At 38.9% G+C, this 22,578-nt stretch carries 20 protein-coding genes; 8 read left to right on the top strand and 12 right to left on the bottom strand.

All coding sequences use genetic code 11. From position 1 onward, the window contains the following. Positions 1-182: 182 nt before the first annotated feature. From ACTJKC_RS11775 to ACTJKC_RS11760, 4 genes are all read right to left on the bottom strand, one after another. A complete protein-coding gene (locus tag ACTJKC_RS11775; protein ID WP_344853472.1) occupies positions 183-1,202 on the bottom strand; it encodes an asparaginase in 1,020 nt (339 codons plus the stop codon). 273 nt (positions 1,203-1,475) lie between these two features. After that, positions 1,476-2,243 (bottom strand): TatD family hydrolase, encoded by a 768-nt coding sequence (locus ACTJKC_RS11770; RefSeq protein WP_440792110.1) that lies wholly within the window; start codon positions 2,241-2,243, stop codon positions 1,476-1,478. An 81-nt stretch (positions 2,244-2,324) separates the two neighbouring features. Further along, positions 2,325-5,252: an excinuclease ABC subunit UvrA gene (gene uvrA, locus ACTJKC_RS11765; RefSeq protein WP_440792108.1), complete on the bottom strand. Its 2,928-nt coding sequence runs from the start codon at positions 5,250-5,252 to the stop codon at positions 2,325-2,327. Between the two features lie 112 nt (positions 5,253-5,364). Then, positions 5,365-6,324 (bottom strand): hypothetical protein, encoded by a 960-nt coding sequence (locus ACTJKC_RS11760; protein WP_440792106.1) that lies wholly within the window; start codon positions 6,322-6,324, stop codon positions 5,365-5,367. 199 nt (positions 6,325-6,523) lie between these two features. On the opposite strand from ACTJKC_RS11760, the gene ACTJKC_RS11755 reads away from it, so the two are divergent. Next, positions 6,524-7,507: a virulence RhuM family protein gene (locus tag ACTJKC_RS11755; protein WP_440792105.1), complete on the top strand. Its 984-nt coding sequence runs from the start codon at positions 6,524-6,526 to the stop codon at positions 7,505-7,507. Positions 7,508-7,696: 189 nt separating this feature from the next. On the opposite strand, the gene ACTJKC_RS11750 is transcribed toward ACTJKC_RS11755, so the two are convergent. Further along, positions 7,697-8,737 carry a 2Fe-2S iron-sulfur cluster-binding protein gene (locus ACTJKC_RS11750; RefSeq protein ID WP_440792103.1) on the bottom strand — a complete coding sequence of 347 codons (1,041 nt, stop codon included), beginning with the start codon at positions 8,735-8,737 and terminating at the stop codon, positions 7,697-7,699. A gap of 419 nt (positions 8,738-9,156) precedes the next feature. Next, complete coding sequence (locus ACTJKC_RS11745) at positions 9,157-9,939, bottom strand: lytic transglycosylase domain-containing protein (RefSeq protein ID WP_344853478.1); 783 nt, start codon at positions 9,937-9,939, stop codon at positions 9,157-9,159. A gap of 262 nt (positions 9,940-10,201) precedes the next feature. Between ACTJKC_RS11745 and ACTJKC_RS11740 the strand changes: the two genes are divergently transcribed. The 6 genes from ACTJKC_RS11740 to ACTJKC_RS11715 all read left to right on the top strand — a co-directional run bounded on the left by ACTJKC_RS11740 (position 10,202) and on the right by ACTJKC_RS11715 (position 16,713). Further along, entirely contained in the window at positions 10,202-11,776 is a 1,575-nt protein-coding gene (locus ACTJKC_RS11740) for a pseudouridine synthase (RefSeq protein ID WP_344853479.1), read from the top strand. A 196-nt stretch (positions 11,777-11,972) separates the two neighbouring features. Continuing rightward, positions 11,973-13,082 carry a lactonase family protein gene (locus ACTJKC_RS11735; protein WP_440792100.1) on the top strand — a complete coding sequence of 370 codons (1,110 nt, stop codon included), beginning with the start codon at positions 11,973-11,975 and terminating at the stop codon, positions 13,080-13,082. Between the two features lie 11 nt (positions 13,083-13,093). Then, positions 13,094-13,588, top strand: a complete 495-nt coding sequence (locus ACTJKC_RS11730; protein ID WP_440792098.1) for an SRPBCC family protein — start codon at positions 13,094-13,096, stop codon at positions 13,586-13,588. Positions 13,589-13,663: 75 nt separating this feature from the next. Then, a complete protein-coding gene (locus tag ACTJKC_RS11725) occupies positions 13,664-14,647 on the top strand; it encodes a M28 family peptidase (protein WP_440792096.1) in 984 nt (327 codons plus the stop codon). Positions 14,648-14,736: 89 nt separating this feature from the next. After that, positions 14,737-15,594 carry a nuclear transport factor 2 family protein gene (locus ACTJKC_RS11720; protein WP_440792094.1) on the top strand — a complete coding sequence of 286 codons (858 nt, stop codon included), beginning with the start codon at positions 14,737-14,739 and terminating at the stop codon, positions 15,592-15,594. Between the two features lie 231 nt (positions 15,595-15,825). Next, positions 15,826-16,713 carry a glycerophosphodiester phosphodiesterase family protein gene (locus ACTJKC_RS11715; protein ID WP_440792092.1) on the top strand — a complete coding sequence of 296 codons (888 nt, stop codon included), beginning with the start codon at positions 15,826-15,828 and terminating at the stop codon, positions 16,711-16,713. 234 nt (positions 16,714-16,947) lie between these two features. Here the strand turns inward: ACTJKC_RS11715 and ACTJKC_RS11710 are convergent, their stop codons facing one another. From ACTJKC_RS11710 to ACTJKC_RS11685, 6 genes are all read right to left on the bottom strand, one after another. Beyond that, positions 16,948-17,139: a hypothetical protein gene (locus tag ACTJKC_RS11710; protein WP_025144195.1), complete on the bottom strand. Its 192-nt coding sequence runs from the start codon at positions 17,137-17,139 to the stop codon at positions 16,948-16,950. Between the two features lie 117 nt (positions 17,140-17,256). Beyond that, positions 17,257-17,778 (bottom strand): tetratricopeptide repeat protein, encoded by a 522-nt coding sequence (locus tag ACTJKC_RS11705; protein WP_440792090.1) that lies wholly within the window; start codon positions 17,776-17,778, stop codon positions 17,257-17,259. 256 nt (positions 17,779-18,034) lie between these two features. After that, positions 18,035-18,520 carry a DinB family protein gene (locus ACTJKC_RS11700; RefSeq protein ID WP_440792088.1) on the bottom strand — a complete coding sequence of 162 codons (486 nt, stop codon included), beginning with the start codon at positions 18,518-18,520 and terminating at the stop codon, positions 18,035-18,037. 286 nt (positions 18,521-18,806) lie between these two features. After that, complete coding sequence (locus ACTJKC_RS11695) at positions 18,807-19,769, bottom strand: AAA family ATPase (protein ID WP_440792086.1); 963 nt, start codon at positions 19,767-19,769, stop codon at positions 18,807-18,809. A gap of 5 nt (positions 19,770-19,774) precedes the next feature. After that, positions 19,775-21,133: a peptidylprolyl isomerase gene (locus ACTJKC_RS11690; protein WP_344853487.1), complete on the bottom strand. Its 1,359-nt coding sequence runs from the start codon at positions 21,131-21,133 to the stop codon at positions 19,775-19,777. A gap of 56 nt (positions 21,134-21,189) precedes the next feature. After that, positions 21,190-21,714: a hypothetical protein gene (locus ACTJKC_RS11685; RefSeq protein WP_344853488.1), complete on the bottom strand. Its 525-nt coding sequence runs from the start codon at positions 21,712-21,714 to the stop codon at positions 21,190-21,192. Between the two features lie 167 nt (positions 21,715-21,881). Here ACTJKC_RS11685 and ACTJKC_RS11680 point away from each other — a divergent pair, with 167 nt between their 5' ends. Beyond that, positions 21,882-22,535: a hypothetical protein gene (locus ACTJKC_RS11680; RefSeq protein ID WP_440792082.1), complete on the top strand. Its 654-nt coding sequence runs from the start codon at positions 21,882-21,884 to the stop codon at positions 22,533-22,535. The last annotated feature ends 43 nt before the right edge of the window (positions 22,536-22,578 follow it).

Genomic DNA, 22,578 nt, shown 5'->3' with positions numbered 1-22,578 from the left:
CCTCCAAAAGAGCGGAACTGCTCATTTCCTTAAAATTATAAACGCTGGAAACATTAATCCTTCGTCAGCTCTCCCCTGCAATGATTCACTTCGTTGGTCGAGATTTGCAATCTCGACCTAACTGGTTTTAAGGATTTGAAATCCTTAGTTCAAGAGACGGGATTACAAATTCCGACCAGCGTTTAATCCTTTGTCAGCTCCCCTCTCAACGATTCATCCATCAGTTTACGGCTTTCTTCAACTGATAAACCTAAGCCCATTACGAACATCAGTTTGGTTACGGTTGCCTCGAAAGTTAAATCGTAGCCGCTTACTATACCCATTTTTAACAATTCCCTGCTGGTTTCGTAACGGCCAAGCTGCACTGAACCTTTTTTACACTGAGAAATGTCTATAATGATTTTTCCATTTAAAATGGCCTGGCGCAAACTATCCAGAAACCATTGTGCGGTGGAGGTATTGCCTGAGCCAAAGGTTTCTAAAATAATGGCATCTACTTTCGAATCGGTAATGGCCTGAACAGCCTGCGGGGTGATTCCCGGGTATAGTTTAAGCACACCAATGTTCGAATTAAAATTGGTATGTAATTTTAACTCACCGCCGGTAGCTTTTAAAATATAATTTCTGTGAAACTGTAAATGTACTCCGGCCTCTGCAAGGACAGGGTAATTTGGCGAGCGGAAAGCCTCAAATTTTTCGCTGTTGTACTTAATGGAACGGTTACCCCTGAATAATTGTGCGTCAAAATAAATGCAAACCTCCGGGAATAATGCTTTGCCATCTTCTTTGGTGGCAGCAATTTCTAAAGCAGTAATTAAATTTTCTTTAGCGTCTGTTCTGATTTCGCCGATTGGCAATTGCGATCCGGTTAATACAACAGGTTTATCCAGGTTTTCGAGCATAAAGCTCAGTGCCGAAGCGGTAAAGGCCATGGTATCAGATCCGTGGAGGATCACAAAGCCATCGTATTGGTCATATTTGTTATAAACCAATTCGGCCAGTGTTTTCCATATTTCAGGATCCATATTTGATGAATCCAAAACCGGATTGAAAGAGTGTACATCTAACTGGTAATCTAAACGACCCAGTTCGGGTACGTTTTCTTTGATCTGCTCGAAATCAAACGGAATTAACATTCCGTTTGTAGGGTCGTTAACCATACCGATGGTGCCACCGGTATAGATAATAAGTATTTTGGTCATTTGGTTTAGTGAAGGTTGCTCACCACAAAGAAACTAAAAATTTAGAAATGATCAGGAATGATTTTCAAAATAGCAATAAAAAAGCTAAAAAAAGTTATTATTTTACCAAAATAATAAAATTATTGCCGATATTTTGCGATACAAGAAATCAACAATATCATTATCCTGCATTATAGATACTCAGCAGATTTCTCCACTACGCTTCTCTTCGGTCGAAATGACGAAGTGGCTGGATTGACTAAAGACTTCAGACTAATGACTCCGGACTAAATTCTATACTCCAAAAATCTTTTTCGAGTTTTCAGTAGTTACATTTGCAACTTCTTCAACAGAAACACCATAAATATCTGCCAGCTTTTGCGCGATATAAACCAGATAGCTACTCTCGTTTGGTTTGCCACGGAAAGGAACAGGTGCTAAATAAGGCGAATCGGTTTCTAAAACCAGGTTATTTAAAAGGATATCTGCCAATACCAGATCCAAACCTGCCTTTTTATAGGTTACTACCCCACCAATGCCTAAATAAAAATTAAGATCAATCGCCTGCCTGGCCTGAGCCAAATTTCCGGTAAAGCAATGGAATATGCCACGGAGTTTTTCATCGCGTTCGCTTTCCAGTACTTCAAAAACTTCATCAAAAGCCTCTCTGCAATGGATCACAATAGGCAAACCTAAATCTTTTGCCCAGGCAATCTGTTTCCTGAAAGCATCCTGCTGAATAGCCAACGTGGTTTTATCCCAATACAGATCGATCCCGATTTCGCCAATGGCATAGATTTTTCGTCCGGCAATACTCGAGTAAATTTCATCCAGCAGCGTCAAATAATCTTCTTTTACATCGCAGGGATGCAGGCCGGCCATTGCAAAACAGTTTTGAGGATATTTCGCCATGAGGTCATCAATCATCACAATTGATTTTACATCAACATTAGGCAAAAACAAACGGTTCACATCGTTTTCAAAACAACGCTCCATTAGCTGCGCCTGTTTTTCGGCATCCTGCTCGTAATATAAATGGGTATGGGTATCGGTGAAAATCATTTTTTGATGGATGATGTAAAATGGATGATGGATTAGACAATTAAACCTCCGACTTCGGTCTTTCGGACTTCCGACTTCAAACTACTTCTTCTTTTTAGCTGTGCTTTTCTTCGGCACTTTAACTTCTGACTCCCGACTCCCGACCTCGGACTTTCCGTTTTGCGGAATCCACTCCATTTCCTTTTTCAAAAATTTTCCGGTTAAACTAATCGGATTCTGGATTAAACCTTCGGGTGTGCCTTCAAATAAAATTCTTCCGCCGCCAGCGCCGCCTTCTTCACCTAAATCGATCACCCAATCGGCAACTTTAACCACATCTAAATTATGTTCGATCACCAAAATGGTATTTCCTTTATCAACCAGCTCCTGCAGTACACCTAAAAGCACATTAATATCTTCGAAATGAAGTCCTGTTGTAGGCTCATCCAAAATATAAAAAGTTTTTCCGGTATCTTTTTTCGAAAGTTCTGTGGCCAGTTTTACACGCTGCGCCTCCCCTCCCGATAAGGTAACCGACGATTGCCCTAAAGTGATATAACCCAAACCAACATCTTTTAAGGTTTTGATTTTCCGGTAAATGATCGGAATATTTTCAAAGAAACTACAGGCATCTTCAATACTCATATCCAGCACGTCACTGATGGATTTTCCACGGAAACGAACTTCTAACGTCTCCCTGTTATATCTTCTTCCGCCACATTCTTCGCAAGGTACCTGTACATCGGGCAAAAAGTTCATCTCGATAACCTTTAAACCCGCACCCTGACAGGTTTCGCAACGGCCACCTTTTACATTGAAAGAAAAACGGCCTGGTTTGTAGCCACGAATCTTTGCTTCGGGCAACTGCACAAACAAATTCCTGATATCAGAGAAGACCCCGGTATAGGTAGAAGGATTTGACCGTGGCGTTCTGCCAATCGGCGCCTGATCAATTTCGATCACCTTATCGATTTCTTTTAAACCATTGATTTTTTCGTAAGGCAAAGGTGTTTTTTTGGCCCTGAAAAAATGATGGTTTAAAATCGGGTATAAAGTTTCAGTAATTAAACTCGACTTACCACTGCCCGAAACTCCGGTTACTGCAATAAATTTACCTAAAGGAAAATCAACAGAAACCTCTTTCAGGTTATGTCCGGTTGCTTTAATAAGTGATAATTTATGTCCGTTGCCTTTCCGGCGGACTTTTGGGGTTTCAATCTGTTTTTTGCCATTTAAATAATCGGCAGTTAAAGTATTTGATTTCAGGATCTGTGCAGCAGTTCCTTCGGCTACAACCGTACCCCCGTGGATACCTGCACCCGGACCAACATCAATTACCCAATCAGCCTCTAAAATCATATCCTTATCATGTTCTACCACCAGAACGGTATTTCCAAGATCGCGAAGATTTTTAAGTGCATTGATTAACCGTTCGTTATCACGCTGATGCAAACCAATACTCGGTTCATCGAGGATGTACATTACATTCATCAACTGCGAACCAATCTGTGTGGCCAAACGGATACGCTGCGCCTCGCCACCTGAAAGTGTGCGGGCAGTCCGATCTAAAGTTAAATAAGTTAAACCTACATCGGTTAAAAAGCCAATCCTCGCTTTAATCTCCTTTAAAATTTCTTTGGCAATAATATTCTGACGGTCAGACAAACGTTCATCAACTTTTTCAAACCACTGATGAAGGTTATTGATATCCATCGATGAAAGCTCAAAAATGTTTTTGCCATCTACTTTAAAATGCAGACTTTCTTTTTTCAAACGGGCACCATGACACTCCGGGCAGGTTTTCAGTTTCCTGAATTCGTCCATATCATCAGATGCTGATTCGCTTCTTTTTTCGTTCTGCTCTTCAAGCATTTTAATAATACCATCGAAGGTGATGTTATAATTCTGAACGTTCCATTTATTGTATTCTACCTCAACCTTGATCAGATCGGGCGAACCGTTTAAAATGATGTTAATTACCTCGTCGCTTAATTTTTCAATCGGCGTAGAAAGCGAGAAACTGTATTTTTTAGCCAAAGCTTTTAACACCTGGAACATCCAGATATCGCGGTATTCGCCAAGAGGTGCCAAACCACCGTTTAAAATGCTCAGTTTTGGATTTGGGATCACTGATTCTTTATCCACTACGAAAATATAGCCCAAACCATCGCAACGTTCGCAGGCGCCATAAGGCGAGTTGAACGAAAAGCTGTTTGGTTGTGGCTCATCATAAGAAATACCCGTAGTTGGGCACATCAAAAACTTACTAAAGTGGGCTACGTTATTATCCTTATCGCTGATTTTGATTACGCCTTTACCCATTTTCATCGCGGTTTGTAACGAATCGAGCAGGCGTTTTTTATCCTTTACATCAATAATCAGGCGATCGATTACCACTTCAATATCGTGGATTTTATAACGATCTACCTGCATTTTAGCGGTAATATCTTTTATTTCTCCATCTACACGCACTTTTACATAACCCTGTTTGCGGATTTGCTCAAAAAGTTCGCGGTAATGCCCTTTTCTACCTTTAACCACCGGTGCGAGGATATTTACAGCAACTCCATCAAATTTATTAAAGATATTCTGCAGAATCTGATCTTCACTCATGCGTTCCATCTTCTCGCCGGTATTGTACGAATAGGCATCGGCTACACGGGCGTAGAGCAAACGCATAAAATCGTAAATTTCGGTAATGGTACCCACGGTTGAGCGCGGATTTTTGCTGGTGGTTTTCTGCTCAATGGCAATAACCGGGCTTAATCCTGAAACTTTATCTACATCCGGGCGCTCCATGCCTCCCATAAACTGGCGGCTGTAAGCGCTAAATGTTTCCATATACCGGCGCTGACCTTCGGCATAAATGGTATCGAAAGCCAATGATGATTTACCGCTGCCACTTAAACCCGTGATTACCACAAGCTCGTTGCGCGGAAAACTAACATCTATATTCTTTAAATTATGTACCCTCGCACCATATACTTCTACATCTTTTTGCTCGCCGAGGTCGATAGATTTATTGCTCATATTTTATTTAAAGTTGGGGCCAAAACCAGGCCTTTAAAAAGACCGGATTTCAATCCGCAAAAATGCTAAAAATTTTATCAAAAAGAAAGTCAAAACCAATCTGTATTACCTATTAATTGTCATAATGTCGGCTTCTATTTCTAAGGAAACCAGATGATAAGCCAAAGCGCACATAACTGTAATGATCCTGAAAATAGATATTGTAATTATCTTCGCCATAATAGCCTACCGCCGCCATTAGAAACACATTGTTCATAAAAGGGAAGCTATAATTGAAATTGATTTCAGCATTAAGCCTCTTCTGAATACTGGCAAAATTTTTCGATGGAATTTTATTTACGGCATAAGATAACTCGGTATTTAAACGCCAGGTTTCTTTTTCGGTTTTTACTTTTTGCTTATTCCGGGCATTTTTTTCGATTTCATCATACCTTCGCCAGGAGAAACCGTACAACACTCTTGTAAATCCAAAACCCTCATTTAGCGCAGGCTCATATCTGAAAAACTTATACCACTGCAAACCGACGCGATGATTGAAAGAATAATAGCTTTGATCTGTATTAACAGGTGTAAAATCTCCAAAGCGATAAGAAAGCGTTAAATAATTTGCATTAAAATTTCCGGTGCGGGTGTTAATTGTTCCATCGGGATTAAAAGCAGACTGATCCTGACCGTTTGAATGGTGGGTAAAAGCCAGCTCGGCATATTTATAATGATCGGGATCAGGATTTAACCTCGCATAAAGCGCTCCGCCCAAACGGTAACTCGGCGTTCGCACCGCAGCCGAAAATTCTGTTCGCACACGAACGGTAAAATCAGGAATAATGGCAAAAGCAATGGGCGATTTATAACTACCAAAAAGCATATAAGTGGTGGTGAGCCGCCCGTTAATGACATATTTAGAGGGTGCGCCCAATTCCCCACCCGGCGCCGTATAGGCTAAATCGGCATTTTCTTTGTACAGATGAATATATTCTTTATTCGCAAACTCTCTTTTTACGGCTATTGAATCTTGAGCAAAGGATTGTAAACAGATCAGGCAGATGATAAGCGTAAAAAAAGTTTTCGTCATACCAGATAAACGCTGATAATGAGGCGACGGTTTTGTATTTTTAGAGAAATGGTTTTGCGGGTAATTAAACATCAATTCTCCACTTCAACTTTATACTAAAAATCGCCATCTTCGCAAATTCCATAGACGTTACATACCGTATTTTCCAAACCGAACGAAAATTGAAACGTATAAATTTAAATAAGAAAAAACAACTAAAATGAATTCTGAATTAATCATATATCAAACAGAAGACGGGCAAACCAAAATTCAAACCCGCTTAGAGAATGAAACTGTTTGGTTGACAATTGAGCAAATGGCAGAGTTATTTCAAAAAGCAAAATCAACCATTAACGAGCATATTCTAAATATTTACAAAGAAGGAGAACTGGAAAAAAATGCTTCTTCGAGAAAAATCGGAAATTCCGATTTTTCTACCAAACCTACCAATTATTACAATTTAGACGTGATCATTTCGGTAGGCTATAGGGTAAAAAGTTTACAGGGGACTAAGTTTAGGCAATGGGCAACTACTCGACTAAAAGAATACATAGTAAAAGGCTTTACTATGAATGATGAGCTTTTAAAAGAAGCAGGTGGAGGTAATTATTTTGATGAACTATTAGCTCGTATCAGAGATATACGTTCATCTGAAAAAATATTTTGGCGTAAGGTTCTCGATATTTATGCAACCAGCATAGATTATGATGGTAATGCAGAAGTGTCTTTGCTGTTTTTTAAAACGGTTCAAAATAAAATGCATTGGGCAGCACATGGAGAAACTGCAGCCGAAACCATTTACAAACGAATTGATGCTGAAAAGCCTAATTTAGGCTTAACCAATTTTAAAGGTGAACAGCCAACAAAAAAAGAAATAGAAATTGCCAAAAACTATTTGAACGAAAAAGAACTGGAATTACTCAATAGAATGGTAACTGCTTATTTAGAACTAGCCGAATTGCAGGCACTAAACAGAAAGCCAATGTATATGATTGATTGGATAAACCGTTTAGACGACTTTTTAACAATGACAGGTAATGACATTCTAACCAATGCAGGAAGTATTAGCCATCAAAAAGCATTAGATAAAGCTCACAAAGAGTATGAAAAATACAAGGAACAAACAAAAAATGATCTTTCAAAAGCAGAAAAAGATTTTATTAACCAAATAGATATTGCTGCCAAAAGATTAAAAAATAGTTAATAAAAAGATTTAGTGCACAAAGATATAACCAAACAAAAAAGACCGATCACCAATGCTCTGGCATTCGAGAAATGCAAAAAAAAACATGAATGCAAAACGACATAATACATATTACTCAAAGCTCTGCCTGCAAAACTTTTTACATAACAACCGTTAGCAGCGTTAATAAATAATATAATTTTCTTAACCCTACCACTCTATCGTCGTTCCATTTTCCGTTGGGTGCCCTGTACAAACCAGCACCCGGCCCCTTTCCAGTTCATCATCGGTAAGCACTTCGTTATAATCCATCCTAACTGCACCTTTGGTGCAATTTGCCACACAGGTACTGCATACACCACCCCGACAACTATAAGGAAGTTTAATTTTATTTTCCAGCGCAACATCTAAAATCCGCTTTGGCCATGGCACTTCAAGATTGTACAATTCTCCTTTGAAATTTAAAATAACCGAATAGGTATTTTTATCGACTATTTTTTCAGAACTATCATCTTCATCCACCTCATCTTCCGGCAGTACAAAAGTCTCTCTTTTAATCTGTGTAATATCGAAACCCATGCCCAATAAGGTAATCCGGCATAAATCCATGTAAATGATGGGTCCGCAGCTATAAAACAGCGCATTATCCCTATCGAAATGTAAATGTTCTTTGATTAATTTCTCAATATAGAATTTATTCAGCCTGGCTGTCATTAAGTTTTTACTGTTGCTAAAAATCCAGACAATTTTCAACCTGTCAGGATATTTTTGTTGCCATCCGATCAGTTCATCATAAAACAAAGTTTCCTCTTTCGACCGGTTACTATATATTAATGTAATCAAAGATTTTTTCTCGCGTACCAAAGCTGTTTTCATAATCGAGAACAATGGCGTAATACCCACACCAGCGGCAAAAAGAAAAAGATCCCGTTCCAGATTTTCTTCAGGCAAATAACTGAACAAACCCTGCGGTTCCTGAGCAAAAAGAACATCGTTTACCGAAGTTTTATGATGCAAAAACCTCGAGATCTCTCCATTCTCCACCCGTTTCACCGTAATGGCCAAAGGCTCGTTCACATCCGGCGAACTATTAAAAGAATAAGATCTTCTCACCTCTTTATGTTGCCCCTGAAAAACCAGCGACAAAAACTGTCCTGCCAAATATTTTGGATATTGATCTACTTCCTCAAATTGAAAGGTAATATTATCACCCGGTTGATTGATGATCTTATTGATGCGCAGTTTGAACATATTGCAAAGAAAGGAAATTGGTTTCAATAGTTCAATCGTTCATTGGTCATTAGTTTATTGGTAACTGAAAATGGGTTAATTGTTTCAATTGGTTAATTGGTTAACTGTGAATTGCAAACTTCTAACTGCAAATTGCCAACTGAAAACTGTTAATTGGTTTGTTGGTTAGCATAATGCAGAAAATATTTCCGTGTCAATCCGTGCATCCGTGGCTAAATGTTCATTAGCTCATTGGCCACTGGTTTATTGGTTAGCATAACGCATAAAATAACTCCGTACCTTAGTAACCTTGTGGTAAACAATATCCATCAGCAAAACAAATCGGTGTAATCCAACAATCTGTGAAACCACCGTAAATAAAAAGCGTCCCGATTTAAACCGGGACGCCTTACCAAATGCTTGTCTTTATCTTAATTATATTATTCGGCGTTGTAGGCCAATAATACGCGCGGTTTTGCGTAACCGTAACGTTTCGGATGTTCCATAATCTGTTTCATAGAAATCACCTTATAAACATAGCCACCGGTTTCGCGGTTAAGCCTCATTTTATAGTAATTATCCTGATTTTGATTATCGATCTGCTTGCGTAAGCGTCCGTCGCCAACATTGTAAGCCGCAGCTACCAATGTCCAGCTTTCTAAACCTTTATACATTTCTTTAATGTATTTACAGGCTGCAATGGTCGATTTGCGCAGGTTATAGCGCTCATCAACATTCCCATTTACCCTCAAACCATAGTTGCGGGCTGTGCCGGGCATAAACTGCCAGATTCCGGCTGCACCTTTTGGAGAAACACCCTGAGTCATTCCAGATTCGACCAAAGCCAAATACTTAAAATCATTGGGGATTCCGTAAGCAGCGAGAATGGGTTCAATTACAGGAAACCATTTTGCTGCTTTTGCATGCAGGCGATTGGTTTGGGTATTTCCGTAAGTGTGTGCTGCGAGAATTTTTTTCATTTTGCGTTCTACCTTTTTATCGCCTAATGGCAGGGTTTCTTCCGCGAAATTCAACTGTGCCATTAAAGATTGAGGGGTTTCCTCGTTTTCTACTTTAACGCTATCAGATTTGGGTATTGTAGTGTTTAATTTTTCTTCTTTTAAAAGACTTTTTTGTGCTAAGGGCATTTGGTAAGCGAACACTTTTGCCAAGATAAATAGTGTTGCCACTACCGCAAATGGTACGATGTGTTTCTTTAACATTTTCCTCCTTTTTTTGGTGAACTTATATAAAAACGTTGGCAAAGGTAAAAAATAATAAGCACATTATCAAACAGTTACAGAAATAAGGTCGAAAATCGGCCTCTAAAGTGCTTTAAACGTGGATTTTAAATTTTGATTTTCAGACAAATTTCCCTATATTAGAGGCTATTTTTTTATCTGATTTTTCAGCTCTTAAAATTGTTATGTTCATCATTTTTTCATAAATTTGCAGCCCGCATTTTTAATGCGTTAAAAGCGTATCATGATAAATAAAAACAACAGGAACAGTCGGGATGACAAGTCCAAACCAGGCAGTCGGAGAACAGAAGGCAGAAGTAGTTCGGCCGGGTCTGACAGAAAGAGATCAGACGACAAAGACAGCAAATTCAAAAAATCATCCGATTCTAAAGAAGGCTTCAGACCCAGAAGCGCAGACGGCAAAGATTTCAAATCAAAATCTTTCGGAGACAAAAAAGATTTCAAACCAAGATCAGGCGGACGTGATTTCAAATCAAAAGATTCGGAGCCACAAAGTTTCAAATTCGGCGATCGCGAGTTTAAATCAAAAGATGCAGCATCAGAAGACCGCGGTTTTAAACCGAGAGAAGGTAAATCAAGAGATTACAAGCCAAGAACCGGCGACCGTGATTTCAAAGGTGGATCGAGAGACTATAAACCAAGAACCGGAGACAGGGATTTTAAACCAAGAGAAGGTGGTGCAAGAGATTATAAGCCAAGAACAGGAGAACGTGATTTCAAATCTAAGGATGGAGATTCGAGAGATTTTAAACCGAGAACTGGCGACCGCGACTTTAAACCAAGAGAAGGCGGATCGAGAGATTACAAACCAAGAACAGGAGAACGCGATTTCAAATCGAAAGATGGTGGATCGAGAGATTTCAAACCTAGAGAGGGTGGCTACAAAGATTACAAATCGAGAGGTAAATCAGACGATTTTAAGCCAAGTGCCGGAAGTTCTAGAGATGTAAAACCAAGAGAGCCAAGGGAAGGCGACACCCGTCCGTTTAGAAAACGCGAGGAGGCACAGCCAAGAGATACAGAATTTAACCGCCCCGAGCGCACTGTAATTACCCAGGGCCGTAAAACAAATGAAGATAAAGGCTTAATTCGCCTGAACAGATATATTTCAAATGCAGGCATCTGCTCCCGTCGTAAAGCCGATGAGTTAATTATTGCCGGTATTATTACCGTAAACGGCGAAGCCATTACCGAGCTGGGACATAAAGTTGACCCTTCAAAGGATTTGGTTCGTTACAACGGAGAATTACTAAAACGTGAGAAAAAAGTTTACGTTTTATTAAACAAGCCAAAAGATTACATCACCACTACCGACGATCCACAGGAACGCCGTACAGTAATGCAACTGGTTGATAAAGCCAGTCGCGAGCGCATTTACCCGGTTGGCCGTTTAGACCGCAATACCACCGGTTTATTATTAATGACCAATGATGGTGATTTAGCAGATAAATTATCTCATCCTAAAAACGGCATCACTAAAATTTACAATGTAGAACTGGATAAATCTTTATCACAGGGCGATTTAAATAAGATTGCTTTTGGTTTAGAATTAGAAGATGGCTTAATTAAACCTGATAACATTTCTTACGTTACAGGCGGAACCAAAAAAGAAATCGGTATCCAGATCCACAGTGGAAAAAACAGGATTGTTCGCCGTATTTTTGAACACTTAGGTTATAATGTAGAAAAATTAGACCGCGTAGTGTATGGCAATTTAACCAAGAAAGACCTTCCTCGTGGCAGATGGCGCTATCTTGAAGAACATGAATTGGTTCAGATTAAACATTTAATAAAATAGTATTTGAAGGCAGCCAGTTGGCTGCCTTTTTTGTTATTATTGTTTTTTACCACCAAGTGCACAGAGAAAAAGTACAAAGGTTACCGCATAGGCATCCATTGGAATCAGTCTCTAATAATTAAGAAACATCTTTCCGTGTTTTCTGTACCTCCGTAGCCAACTTTCTTTATATTTGTTAAAATCAATACCATATTTCATGAAAAAACTTAGTTCACTGCTCATACTTTCTATATTTTCGACCCTTACTTTTGCCCAGAAAACAAATTACAATCTGATTGTAGGCACTTACACCGCACCAGGGAAAAGTGAAGGAATTTACACTTATAACTTTGATGCATTAACTGCCGCTACAAGCATAAAAAGTATTGCAAAAAACACGGCAAATCCTAGTTATGTTGCCGTTTCGCCCGATAACAAGTTTATTTATGCCGTTAATGAAACCGGAGCAACCAGTACGGTAAGTGCATTTAAATATGATGCAAAAACAGGTGAGTTAACCTTTTTAAACAACGTTGACAGTCATGGGGCTGATCCTTGTTTTATTACGGCTGATGCAAAAAATGTAATTGTTGCCAATTATAGTGGTGGCAGTTTAGCCGTATTTGCACGAAAAGCTGATGGTTCTTTAACGGAAGCTTTACAAGTGATTAAACACACCGGAAAAAGCATTGATCCGAAAGGCAGACAGGAAAGCGCTCATGTACACATGACAAAATTTACGCCGGATCATAAATATTTAATTGTCAACGACCTGGGTGAAGATCAAACTTATATTTACAACTACAACCCAACTTCGAAAGAAAAAATATTAACGATAAAATCAGTGCTTAAAACCAATGCAGGTACTGGTCCAAGGCACATTACTTTTAGTCCGAATGGAAAATTTGCTTATCTGGCACACGAATTTAACGGCAGCATTACAGCTTTTACTTATGCAAACGGAACGCTAACCAAAATCCAGGAGATTGGCACGACCCCAAAAGATTTTACAGGCAAGGTTGATGGAGCAGATATCCACGTTTCGGCAGATGGAAAATTCCTATACGAAACCAACCGCGGCGATGCCAATAGCATTTCTGCATTCTCTATCTTACCTGCCGGAAAGCTGAAATTTATTGAAACCGTAAGTACATTAGGCAAAGGACCAAGAAATTTCACAATTGATCCAACCGGAAAATTCTTATTAATCGGACATCAGTACACCAACAACATTGTTATTTTTAACCGCAACAAAACCACAGGTAAATTAACCGATAGTGGTAAAAGAATCGATGTTGGTGCGCCGGTTTGTTTAGTGTTTAACTAATCAGGAAGCCAATGGAAAACTTCGATTGGACCAAATTCACCCTCAGGATCGCCATTAAAGCAAAGCTTGAGGACATTTACAACGCCTGGACAAAGCCCGGTGGAATTGAAAAATGGTTTTTAAGCGATGCGTTTTTCACTGATGAGAATCATGTATTGCTCAGTAAAAACCAGAATGCACTCAAAGGAGACCGATACAAATGGATCTGGTACCTTTATGATGACATCGAAAACGGAACAGTAACCGAAGCAAATGGTACAGACTATTTTCAGTTTACTTTTGCCGGAAATTGTCTGGTTGAGATCAAACTTAGTGAAGAATTTGAGTACACCGTTGTAGAACTGACCCAAAAGAATATTCCTGAAGATGATGATTCAAAAAAAAATATCCGCTTAGGCTGTCACAACGGCTGGAGTTTTTATCTGATTAATTTAAAATCTGTTTACGAAGGCGGTTTAGATTTAAGAAATAAAGATAACCGGTTTAAGCCGATGCTGAATAATTAAAACATAATAATAATTCGGAATATTAGCTATTGATATTCCTTAGACTACTTTAAATAATTTTCCGTTAGAATAAAAATGAATAAAAAATTACTGATACTTCCATTTCTGGCATTAATTGGATTGGAGGCATGCCAAAATAAAACAAAGCAAGGTGATGATGAAAATGGAGAACAGACTACCGTAAAATTATCATCCCCCGATTTTAATGCGGATAGTGCCTATGCCTATACTAAAACGCAAGTTGATTTCGGTCCACGGATTCCGGGTACTGCTGCACATCAGAAATGCGCAGATTATCTGGTTGCCAAATTAAAATCGTTCGGTGCTGAAGTAAGTGTACAGGGAGCGCAAACAAAAACTTACGATGGTAAAAGTTTTCAGTTAAAAAATATTGTTGCCGCTTTTAATCCGGGTAAAAAAGACAGGGTTTTAATTACAGCCCATTGGGATGCGCGCCCTTTTTCTGATCAGGATGCCGATCCGGCAAATCACACCAAAGCATTTGATGCAGCCAACGACGGCGCCAGCGGTGTAGCGGTTATTTTAGAAATGGCGCGCCAGATTCAGCAAAAACAGCCCAATGTTGGGGTAGATTTCGTACTCTGGGATTTAGAAGATTATGGCAAGGCAAATGATGAAACACCCGACGAAACCACCTGGTGTTTAGGTTCTCAATATTGGGCCAGAAAGGCAATTGCTTCAGGCTATAAAGCTTTGTACGGCATTAACCTGGACATGGTTGGTGGTGGCAATGCTCAATTTACCCAGGATGAAATTTCGCGCCAGGCTGCCCCAACGGTGGCCGATAAGGTTTGGGACATCGGGAATGAGATTGGTTACTCTTCTTATTTCACCAAAATTCCGAGCGGAAAACTGGTAGATGATCATTTCTGGATGAATAAGGCAGGCGTTCCTTCTATCGATATTATTCATTATAACGACAACAGTGGCTTTTACATCAACTGGCACACCCAACTGGATAATTTAGCAAATATTGACAAAAATACGTTAAAAGCCACCGGACAAACGGTTTTAGAAACCATTTACAGAGAAAAATAAATGGCAACAATGTGCAATTGTTAATTATTTTTAAGACCATACACCAAAGAAACTTTTATATTCGCCAAATAATATTATCTAAACTAATAATGAAACAATTATTTTCAACTGCAATAGCTTCGCTTTTAGCCTTAGGTGCTTTTGCCCAAAAGAGTGACGGGACAACCAAATCTTTAGTAAATGCTGAAAAGGATTTCGCTAAGTCGATTGCCAAAAATGGAGATAAAGAAGCATATCTGGATTATTCATCCCCTAATACATTAGTATTCAGACCAAATCCCGTTAATGCAAAAACTTTTTATACTGGAAAGTCAGGTGCTGAAAAAGATGTAACCTGGACGCCAAATCTGGCAAAAGTATCTCGCAGCGGCGATTTAGGTTTTACTACAGGTCCGTACGAAATCGGAACTTCAGAGAAAAAATATGGTCAGTACCTTTCGATCTGGAAACCGGAAAACGGCAGATGGAAATTAGCAATCGATTTAGGTACGGAAAGCAATAAACCTTTGGCCAGTGTTACGCCATCGTTTGTGGAGCCAAAAGATCATGTTGCGCCAAAATTCTTAAACGAAAGAGAAATTAAAGCCGGTAAAGATATTATCTTAACAACCGAAAAAACGTTAAACACTTTACTTAAAACGCACGGAATTGCAGCATTTGGTGGTTTTTTAACCAGTGATGCACGTTTGCTTTTCCCGGGTAATGAAGCCATTGATGGAAAAGGAAAAATTATTGCGTTTTATAACGGTATGATCAGCAAAATTAATTTAAAAACCACTGGCGTTGATAAAGCTATCGGTAGCGATTTAGCTTATACCTATGGTGTAGCAACTATCGATTATAAAGCTGATTTGCGCGAAAGTTTTAACTACGTTTTTGTTTACGAAAAAGCAGCAGATGCCAGCTGGAACTTAATAGTACAGGCTTTTGTACCTGCAGAAAGATAAAGCAACAATGTGAATTAAAGAGGGCTATCGATAAAAAGAGGCCCTTTTTTTATGTCGGCATTTTGCATTTACCTGCACAACCATTCGGGTTTAGCCCCGATTGAAGCGGTATCCTTGCAGCGCAGCGAAAAGATATAGCGCAAAGCGGGAACAAACATTAAAAACAGCACAATTTTTGCGCTTCAAAAAAAATAATGACAAATAACACAGCCTATTTCACTTTTAAAACCCATGCATAAAAAATTACTTCTATCCGTTACGCTCGCGTTATTCTTTTTTAATGTTTCGGCCCAAAAGAAAAAATTCGATATACAGGGGAAAGCCGGCGCAAGGGGAATCATGCCCGAAAATACCATCGAAGGTATGCTGAAAGCCTTAGATTTAGGCGTTGCTACCCTGGAAATGGACGCCGTTATATCAAAAGATAAACAGGTGGTACTTTCGCAGGAGCCTTATTTTAACAACGAAATTTCGCTGCAGCCGAATGGTAAAGCGATAACCCTGAAAGACCAGAAAAATTTCAACATTTATAAAATGGACTACGAGCAGGTGAAAAAGTTCGATGTGGGGAGTAAGGTGCACAGCCGTTTTCCGGGACAGATGAAATTTAAGGCTTATAAACCCCTGCTTTCGGAAACCATAGATGCTGCCGAAGCTTATGTGAAAGAACACAAACTGGCTAAACCGATGTACAGTATTGAAACCAAAACGATTAAAAATGGCGATAATGAATTCCATCCTGAGCCCGCAGAGTTTGTAGATCTGATTATGGAGGTAATTAATGCTAAAAAGTTAAGTAAAAGGGTCATAATCGAATCGTTTGATATGCGTACGCTTCAATACCTGCATGAGAAATACCCTAAAGTACAAACTTCGTTACTCATTGATGAGAAAGAACCTTTTGAAGATTATATTGAAAAATTAGGTTTTAAACCAACTATTTATAGTCCTTATTCCGTTCTTGTTGGTAAAGGGCTGGTTGACCGCTGCCATGATATGGGTATTAAAATTATTCCATGGACGGTGAATACGGTTAAAGAGCTTAAATATTTTATGGATTTAGGTGTAGATGGCGTGCTTACCGATTATCCTAATATTATGAGCCAGTTGGATAACTAAGCTATCACTGGTGTCTTATCGACCGAAATAAAACAGCATTTAAAATGCCGTGCTATTACACGCTCGTTTGGAAACGAGCGTGATCAACTCAAATTTAACCTATCGGCCGGTGTCACACCGACCGAAATGAAAGTTTAGCTGGTTGGTGTGACACCAACCAGTAAGAAAAGAAAACCTAATAAACAAAAAAAGCGCTGAAAATCAGCGCTTTTTTTGTTTGATCTTTACTAATGCCTAGTGGTGCGATTCAGGCGCTTCTGTGTGGTGTGCTTCAGTTTTCTCGTGCGAAGAAGTTTCTTCACCATGGTGAAAAATTGGTCTTGTGAAAGCCACAAGCAGGATTAAAACAATAATCCAGGCCGTTAATGGTAATGCCCAAATGCCTTTAGTTTGCTGAACTGGCGCGTGTGAATCGTGAGCTGACATATCGAATATTTTTGATTTAAGAATTTATGCTTTGTAATTGTGTGGTAAAGATAATAACAAAATTAAAATAAAAAGATAAAATGCCGATTAATGCAAAAGGATAAAAGGCTTAGCCCTTTATCCCTGTAAATCATAAATCATTTTTTTGGTGCTGTTCATTTTGCTTTTAATGCGGTTCTGATGTTCAAGTAAAGCACTGTGTTCATCCTGAACGGCATTAAAGAGTTCTGCTTTTTTAAAATAGTTCGCGGCTTCTGTAAAATTCTGTTGCTGCTCGGCATGTAAACCTAAACTTTCATAAATATGGGCTTCGCAAACACCAGCAATGCTTAAAGCTTTATCGGCAATTTGTTTTACCAGTTTATGCATTTTGAGGGTAATTACCAGCTTTAAATAAGGTTCATACACATCCGGAAAATCAGCATCAAGCTCTGTGCAGCGCTTGTAATAATAACCAGCAGTTTTGTAATCTTTAAAACGCCCGTGATAAATATCTCCCAATTGAAAATAACCCCTGGCGTAATCAGGATCGAAGGCAATGAGCTCATTAAAATACTGAAGTGCTTTAGGCAGCTCGCCCCAGTGCAATTCTTCAATGGCCTGCAGATATTTCTCTTCTACAGTAGTATAAATGTCCATAACGGATATCATTAATTAGTTAAGCGGTATTTTGCTTAGCAAATGGGTAATTAATTGATTTTTTAAATTTTGGTTTTATGCTATGATGGCAAAAACGCTAAGGGTTGGGAAGGAAATTTAAATTAATACCCAAACCCTTTATGCCACAAGACGGGCTAAAGTGCGATTTTTGGATATGTAATTGACGTAGCATTGCTGTAAATTTGATGCAAAGATATTTATTTTCAACAAATTGCAAATTATTTTTTTCGACCAATCAGCTTTTCATATTAACAAGCGCATTTTTAATCTGCCGCCGGTGCCTTAAAATATGAACAATGGCATGTTCGAGCATCTGTTCTACATCATACTGTTGCCCCCACCTGGTATTGATTTTTTTGGATTGATCGAACTCCTCCATTACAATATTGGGGTTTCTGATGAAAAAATCTTCATTGTATTTTAATGCCTCCCGGATTCTTGACACATAAAATGCTACCTGATCAAATTGTAGGCGCTCTGGCCTGATAGTTTCCAATCCAATGGAGTTTTCGATATAAACTGCATAACTGAACATCGAAGCGCTTACGTGTGTTAAAATGGCCTGAATTGAGATGCAATCAGGGTTTGAACTCTTTGGTTCGATGGTTTGAAGCAACTGCTGCTGGCTGATTGGCTTAATTATTTCAATCAGCTCATCAACCGCTTTTTTATATTCATCCATAAGTGCAGCAATTGCACCGGTAAGATTATTGGCTTCCATCGTTAAACAAATGTAATTGTTTGCCTGAGACTTTTATGTTGGTCGGATTTGTAATCCCGACCTGTGTATAAAAGGATTTCAAATCCTTAGTTCGTTAAACGGGATTGCAAATCCCGACTAGCGGAATAATTTATTCGCATAAAAGCCGATATGAGCGACAGACACGTTAACGTAAATAACTCCTAAAAGTTACCGTCATTTCGAGCGGAGCACAGCGAAGTCGAGAAATCTAACATCGAGATAGATCTCTCCATTCCACTGCGTTTCAGTCGAGATGACGATTCTATTACAATAAATCTTTAATGATTTTTTCGATTGATAAGCCTTCGGCTTCGGCCCTGTAATTACGCACAATACGGTGACGTAAAATAGGTTCTGCTACGGCTTTTACATCTTCAATATCCGGAGAATATTTTCCGGTAACTGCTGCGTGGCATTTTGCGCCCAGCACTAAAAATTGCGAAGCACGCGGACCTGCACCCCAGCTAATGTACTTATTCACGGCCTCGGTAGCAAATTCGCTATTTGGACGGGTTTTAGCAGCCAGCTTAACGGCATATTCCAAAACATTATCTGTAATGGGAATATCACGGATCAGTTTTTGGAAATATTGAATATCATCTGCATGGATAATTTTCTGCAGCTGCGTAGTTTTGTTACTGGTGGTATTTTTAACAATGTTCAGTTCATCTGCAAAAGCAGGATAATTTAACTGAATATTAAACATAAAACGATCCAGTTGAGCCTCGGGTAAAGGGTAAGTCCCTTCCTGCTCAATCGGGTTTTGTGTAGCCAGAACAAAAAATGGTTTTGGTAAAGTATGGGTCTGGCCGGCGGCGGTTACCGATTTCTCCTGCATGGCTTCTAACAATGCAGCCTGTGTTTTTGGAGGAGTACGGTTAATCTCATCAGCGAGGATAATATTAGAAAAAACAGGCCCTTTTATAAACTTAAAGTGCCTGTCTTCTCCTAAAATCTCTGCACCGATAATATCGCTCGGCATTAAATCGGGTGTAAACTGGATCCTGTTGAAATCGAGGTCTAAAACAGAAGCCACGGTTTGTACAAGTAAAGTTTTGGCTAATCCGGGTACGCCGACCAACAGACAATGTCCGTTACTGAAAATGGCGATTAAAACAGATTTTATGATGTCATCCTGTCCAACTACTACCTTACTTATTTCGGCTTTAATGTTGTTGAAAGATTGGTGAAGTGCATCAACAGCTTCTACTTCGTTCTTATACTGCATTGGTGTTATTTTGCGGCTGTGGTTTTAGTCCAGATTTTTAATTCATCACAGGTATTAAATTCGTCGTCGATTTTGATATAAGTGCTTTCGCGACGTTTCTCAAACCATTCGCTTAAAGTACGATTAATTTTATCACTTTGTGCAGCATCCCTGATTTTTGGAAAATCCTGTTTCAGGTTTGCTTTGTGTGGTGGAATTTTAGATTTTAAATAAAGAATGCGGTAACCTTGTTTTCCATCAGGAGCTGTAAATAAATCAGGTTTAGAAACACCACCAATTTTCATACTATCGATTACCAAAAACACAGATGGATCTAATTTGTCAACCGGAATAAAAGTACTTCTTGCCTGAACGTTTTCGGCATTAAGCATCATACCACCATTATACTTAGTTTCTTTATTATCCGAATACAGGTTAGCAGCAGCCGCAAAACTTATTTTTTTACCTATAATGTTATTGTAAATACTATCTGCGTGAAGTTTTAAACGTGTTAAACTTTCTGGTGTGGTTTTAGGCATAATTAAAATGTGCCTTACGTGCACCTGCTCGCCCCTGCGCTCTAATACCTGTAAAAAGTGAAAACCGTAATCTGTTTCGAAAACCGGTGAAATTTCACCAGCCTTCAATTTAAAAGCCCATGCGGTAAATTCTTTAACCATGGTGTTTCTATCGATAAAACCATAATCACCACCGTCGGCAGCAGAACCCGGATCTTCCGAATAGGTTTTAGCCAATACTCCCATATCTTCGCCTGCTTTAACCCTTAAACGCAGCGCTTCGATTTTATCGCGGAATTTTTGTTTCTCGGCCCTGGTTAACTGAGGATTTAAAATCACCTCACCAACTTCTACCTCAGTGTTAAACTCGGGAATGCTATCGCCCAATGATTTGAAATATTTTTCAACTTCCATTGGGGTAACGTTGATGTTTTCGGTAATTTTTTGCTGCATTTTCTGTGCAATCAATTCATCTTTTACCGATGGTCTGATTTCATCCTTATATTGCAGAACCGATTTGTTCAAAAACTGTTCTAAACGCTCTTGTCCACCCGCACGCTGCATACTGTAACGCATGCGTTTATTTACCTCATCATCAACCGCGCCATCTTCTACCATTACCGAATCGATTTCGGCCTGTTGTTTAAGGAGTTTCTGGGTTAAGGTTTGCTGTAAAATTTTACATTTAATCTCATCATTGGCCGGGTTACCCTGATAAAGGTATTGGGTGTATTGTTGGTTTAAATCCGATAGCAGGATAATGTTATTTCCTACCACAGCAGCAACTTTATCTACAGTATGCTTTTGCGCATAACTGTTTAAAAACAGGCAAATTAAAGCGGTTGCTACTAAAAAAACTTTCTTCATTCTATTTGTTATATTTTGCAAATTTAATATTTATGCTCACTCTAAATCAATTCTGGTTATGGCTTAGCAAGCTTTTTAAGCTCATTATCGTTAATCTTAACCTGATATTTTTGTTTAAGGCTTTTCAGCCATTTATCCTCTAAACTCAGCTGATAATCGGCAATTACCTCGCCCCTAACTTCGCTCAGGGGTTTGTTATAGTTTTGTTGGTTTTTATTGTAAAAATCATTTATCGCCTGGTCATCTTCCTGTGCCTTGTTCCAGATTTTTTGTTCCGAAACGTTGAACATTAAAACACCTTCGCGGTATTCATTCAATAAAAAATCGCGGTCTTTATTACTACCACCAACTTTTTTATGCGTTATTAATGCGTCCTCATATGTTTTAACTTCTTCCTGATAACTGGCACTTTTATCCAGTCCCATATCGCGGGCATCCAAAACTTTGAGTTTAAAATTTATATACAGGTTTAAATAAGCTTGTAAGGTATCGTAAGCAGCACTGATGTTTCCATTGTGGCTTTTTTTGTATGCCCACATAAACTCCCTGGCACTGATTGATTTACCGTTTACAACAGCCACGTTTTGTGCAAACGAAATGCTATAAATAAAGCTAAAAACAAATAGGCAGTAAGCTTTCCTCACACAGAGCACTCTATAAATTTTAAGGGATAAAAGTAACAATTAGCGACGCTATTATAAGATATTTAACTAATTTTAACAGAAATTATTATCCTACAAAAATACGAATGGAAAACCAGGTTACCAACAATGCAAACGCTTTACGTTTATTTTTTACCGACGAAGTTTTCGTGGTGAAGGATGAAAGTGTAGAAATTAGGCCTTTGCGTAATCCTGAGCCGGTTTTTGTTTCGGAAAAAGTTTCTGTTGTTGAAGAAAAAGAAACGGTTTTAAAGGCAGAAACTGTTCAAATTCCGGCAATTAAAACTACAGAAACACCAAAAGTTTATCCACAAGCTCCTGAAATTCCGCCTATTGTGGCCGAACCACTACCCGAAAAAACGTTTAAATTTTTAGGTGGAAATAAAAAATCGGTACTGATACTGGTGAATGATCAGCAGCATGATGTAAGTACGGAACAAGGCAGGGAACTGCTTCGTAAAATTGTAAAAGCGGTTGATCTGGGTACACCTGATTTTGCAGTATTGAACTATGCAAATTACAAAGGGACAGAATATGTAGAACTGCACCGCTTTTTTAAACCCGTTATTATGCTCTCTTTCGGGGTGGAAATTGCAGAATTAAAATTAAACCTCACCTGGCAGAACGAAATCATCATTCACGAAAGCACCAAAATCATCTTTGCACCAAACCTTCATCATCTGGATAGTGATTTAACTGCGAAGAAAACGCTTTGGGGCCACCTGCAGAAAATTAAATAGCTTGGGAATGGAGTATAAAGTAGTATCAGGTTTTTAGCATCAG

Origin of the sequence: Pedobacter sp. 22226 (assembly GCF_052045455.1) — a bacterium.
Lineage (GTDB): Bacteria > Bacteroidota > Bacteroidia > Sphingobacteriales > Sphingobacteriaceae > Pedobacter > Pedobacter jeongneungensis.
The sequence above is the reverse complement of the archived record's forward strand: the minus strand, read 5'-3'. Positions and strand labels throughout refer to the sequence as shown.

Coding starts and splice junctions, on each gene's coding strand:
- ACTJKC_RS11775 (WP_344853472.1), bottom strand. CDS start 1,202: ATGACCAAAATACTTATTATCTATACCGGTGGCACCATCGGTATGGTT.
- ACTJKC_RS11770 (WP_440792110.1), bottom strand. CDS start 2,243: ATGATTTTCACCGATACCCATACCCATTTATATTACGAGCAGGATGCC.
- uvrA (WP_440792108.1), bottom strand. CDS start 5,252: ATGAGCAATAAATCTATCGACCTCGGCGAGCAAAAAGATGTAGAAGTA.
- ACTJKC_RS11760 (WP_440792106.1), bottom strand. CDS start 6,324: ATGACGAAAACTTTTTTTACGCTTATCATCTGCCTGATCTGTTTACAA.
- ACTJKC_RS11755 (WP_440792105.1), top strand. CDS start 6,524: ATGAATTCTGAATTAATCATATATCAAACAGAAGACGGGCAAACCAAA.
- ACTJKC_RS11750 (WP_440792103.1), bottom strand. CDS start 8,737: ATGTTCAAACTGCGCATCAATAAGATCATCAATCAACCGGGTGATAAT.
- ACTJKC_RS11745 (WP_344853478.1), bottom strand. CDS start 9,939: ATGTTAAAGAAACACATCGTACCATTTGCGGTAGTGGCAACACTATTT.
- ACTJKC_RS11740 (WP_344853479.1), top strand. CDS start 10,202: ATGATAAATAAAAACAACAGGAACAGTCGGGATGACAAGTCCAAACCA.
- ACTJKC_RS11735 (WP_440792100.1), top strand. CDS start 11,973: ATGAAAAAACTTAGTTCACTGCTCATACTTTCTATATTTTCGACCCTT.
- ACTJKC_RS11730 (WP_440792098.1), top strand. CDS start 13,094: ATGGAAAACTTCGATTGGACCAAATTCACCCTCAGGATCGCCATTAAA.
- ACTJKC_RS11725 (WP_440792096.1), top strand. CDS start 13,664: ATGAATAAAAAATTACTGATACTTCCATTTCTGGCATTAATTGGATTG.
- ACTJKC_RS11720 (WP_440792094.1), top strand. CDS start 14,737: ATGAAACAATTATTTTCAACTGCAATAGCTTCGCTTTTAGCCTTAGGT.
- ACTJKC_RS11715 (WP_440792092.1), top strand. CDS start 15,826: ATGCATAAAAAATTACTTCTATCCGTTACGCTCGCGTTATTCTTTTTT.
- ACTJKC_RS11710 (WP_025144195.1), bottom strand. CDS start 17,139: ATGTCAGCTCACGATTCACACGCGCCAGTTCAGCAAACTAAAGGCATT.
- ACTJKC_RS11705 (WP_440792090.1), bottom strand. CDS start 17,778: ATGGACATTTATACTACTGTAGAAGAGAAATATCTGCAGGCCATTGAA.
- ACTJKC_RS11700 (WP_440792088.1), bottom strand. CDS start 18,520: ATGGAAGCCAATAATCTTACCGGTGCAATTGCTGCACTTATGGATGAA.
- ACTJKC_RS11695 (WP_440792086.1), bottom strand. CDS start 19,769: ATGCAGTATAAGAACGAAGTAGAAGCTGTTGATGCACTTCACCAATCT.
- ACTJKC_RS11690 (WP_344853487.1), bottom strand. CDS start 21,133: ATGAAGAAAGTTTTTTTAGTAGCAACCGCTTTAATTTGCCTGTTTTTA.
- ACTJKC_RS11680 (WP_440792082.1), top strand. CDS start 21,882: ATGGAAAACCAGGTTACCAACAATGCAAACGCTTTACGTTTATTTTTT.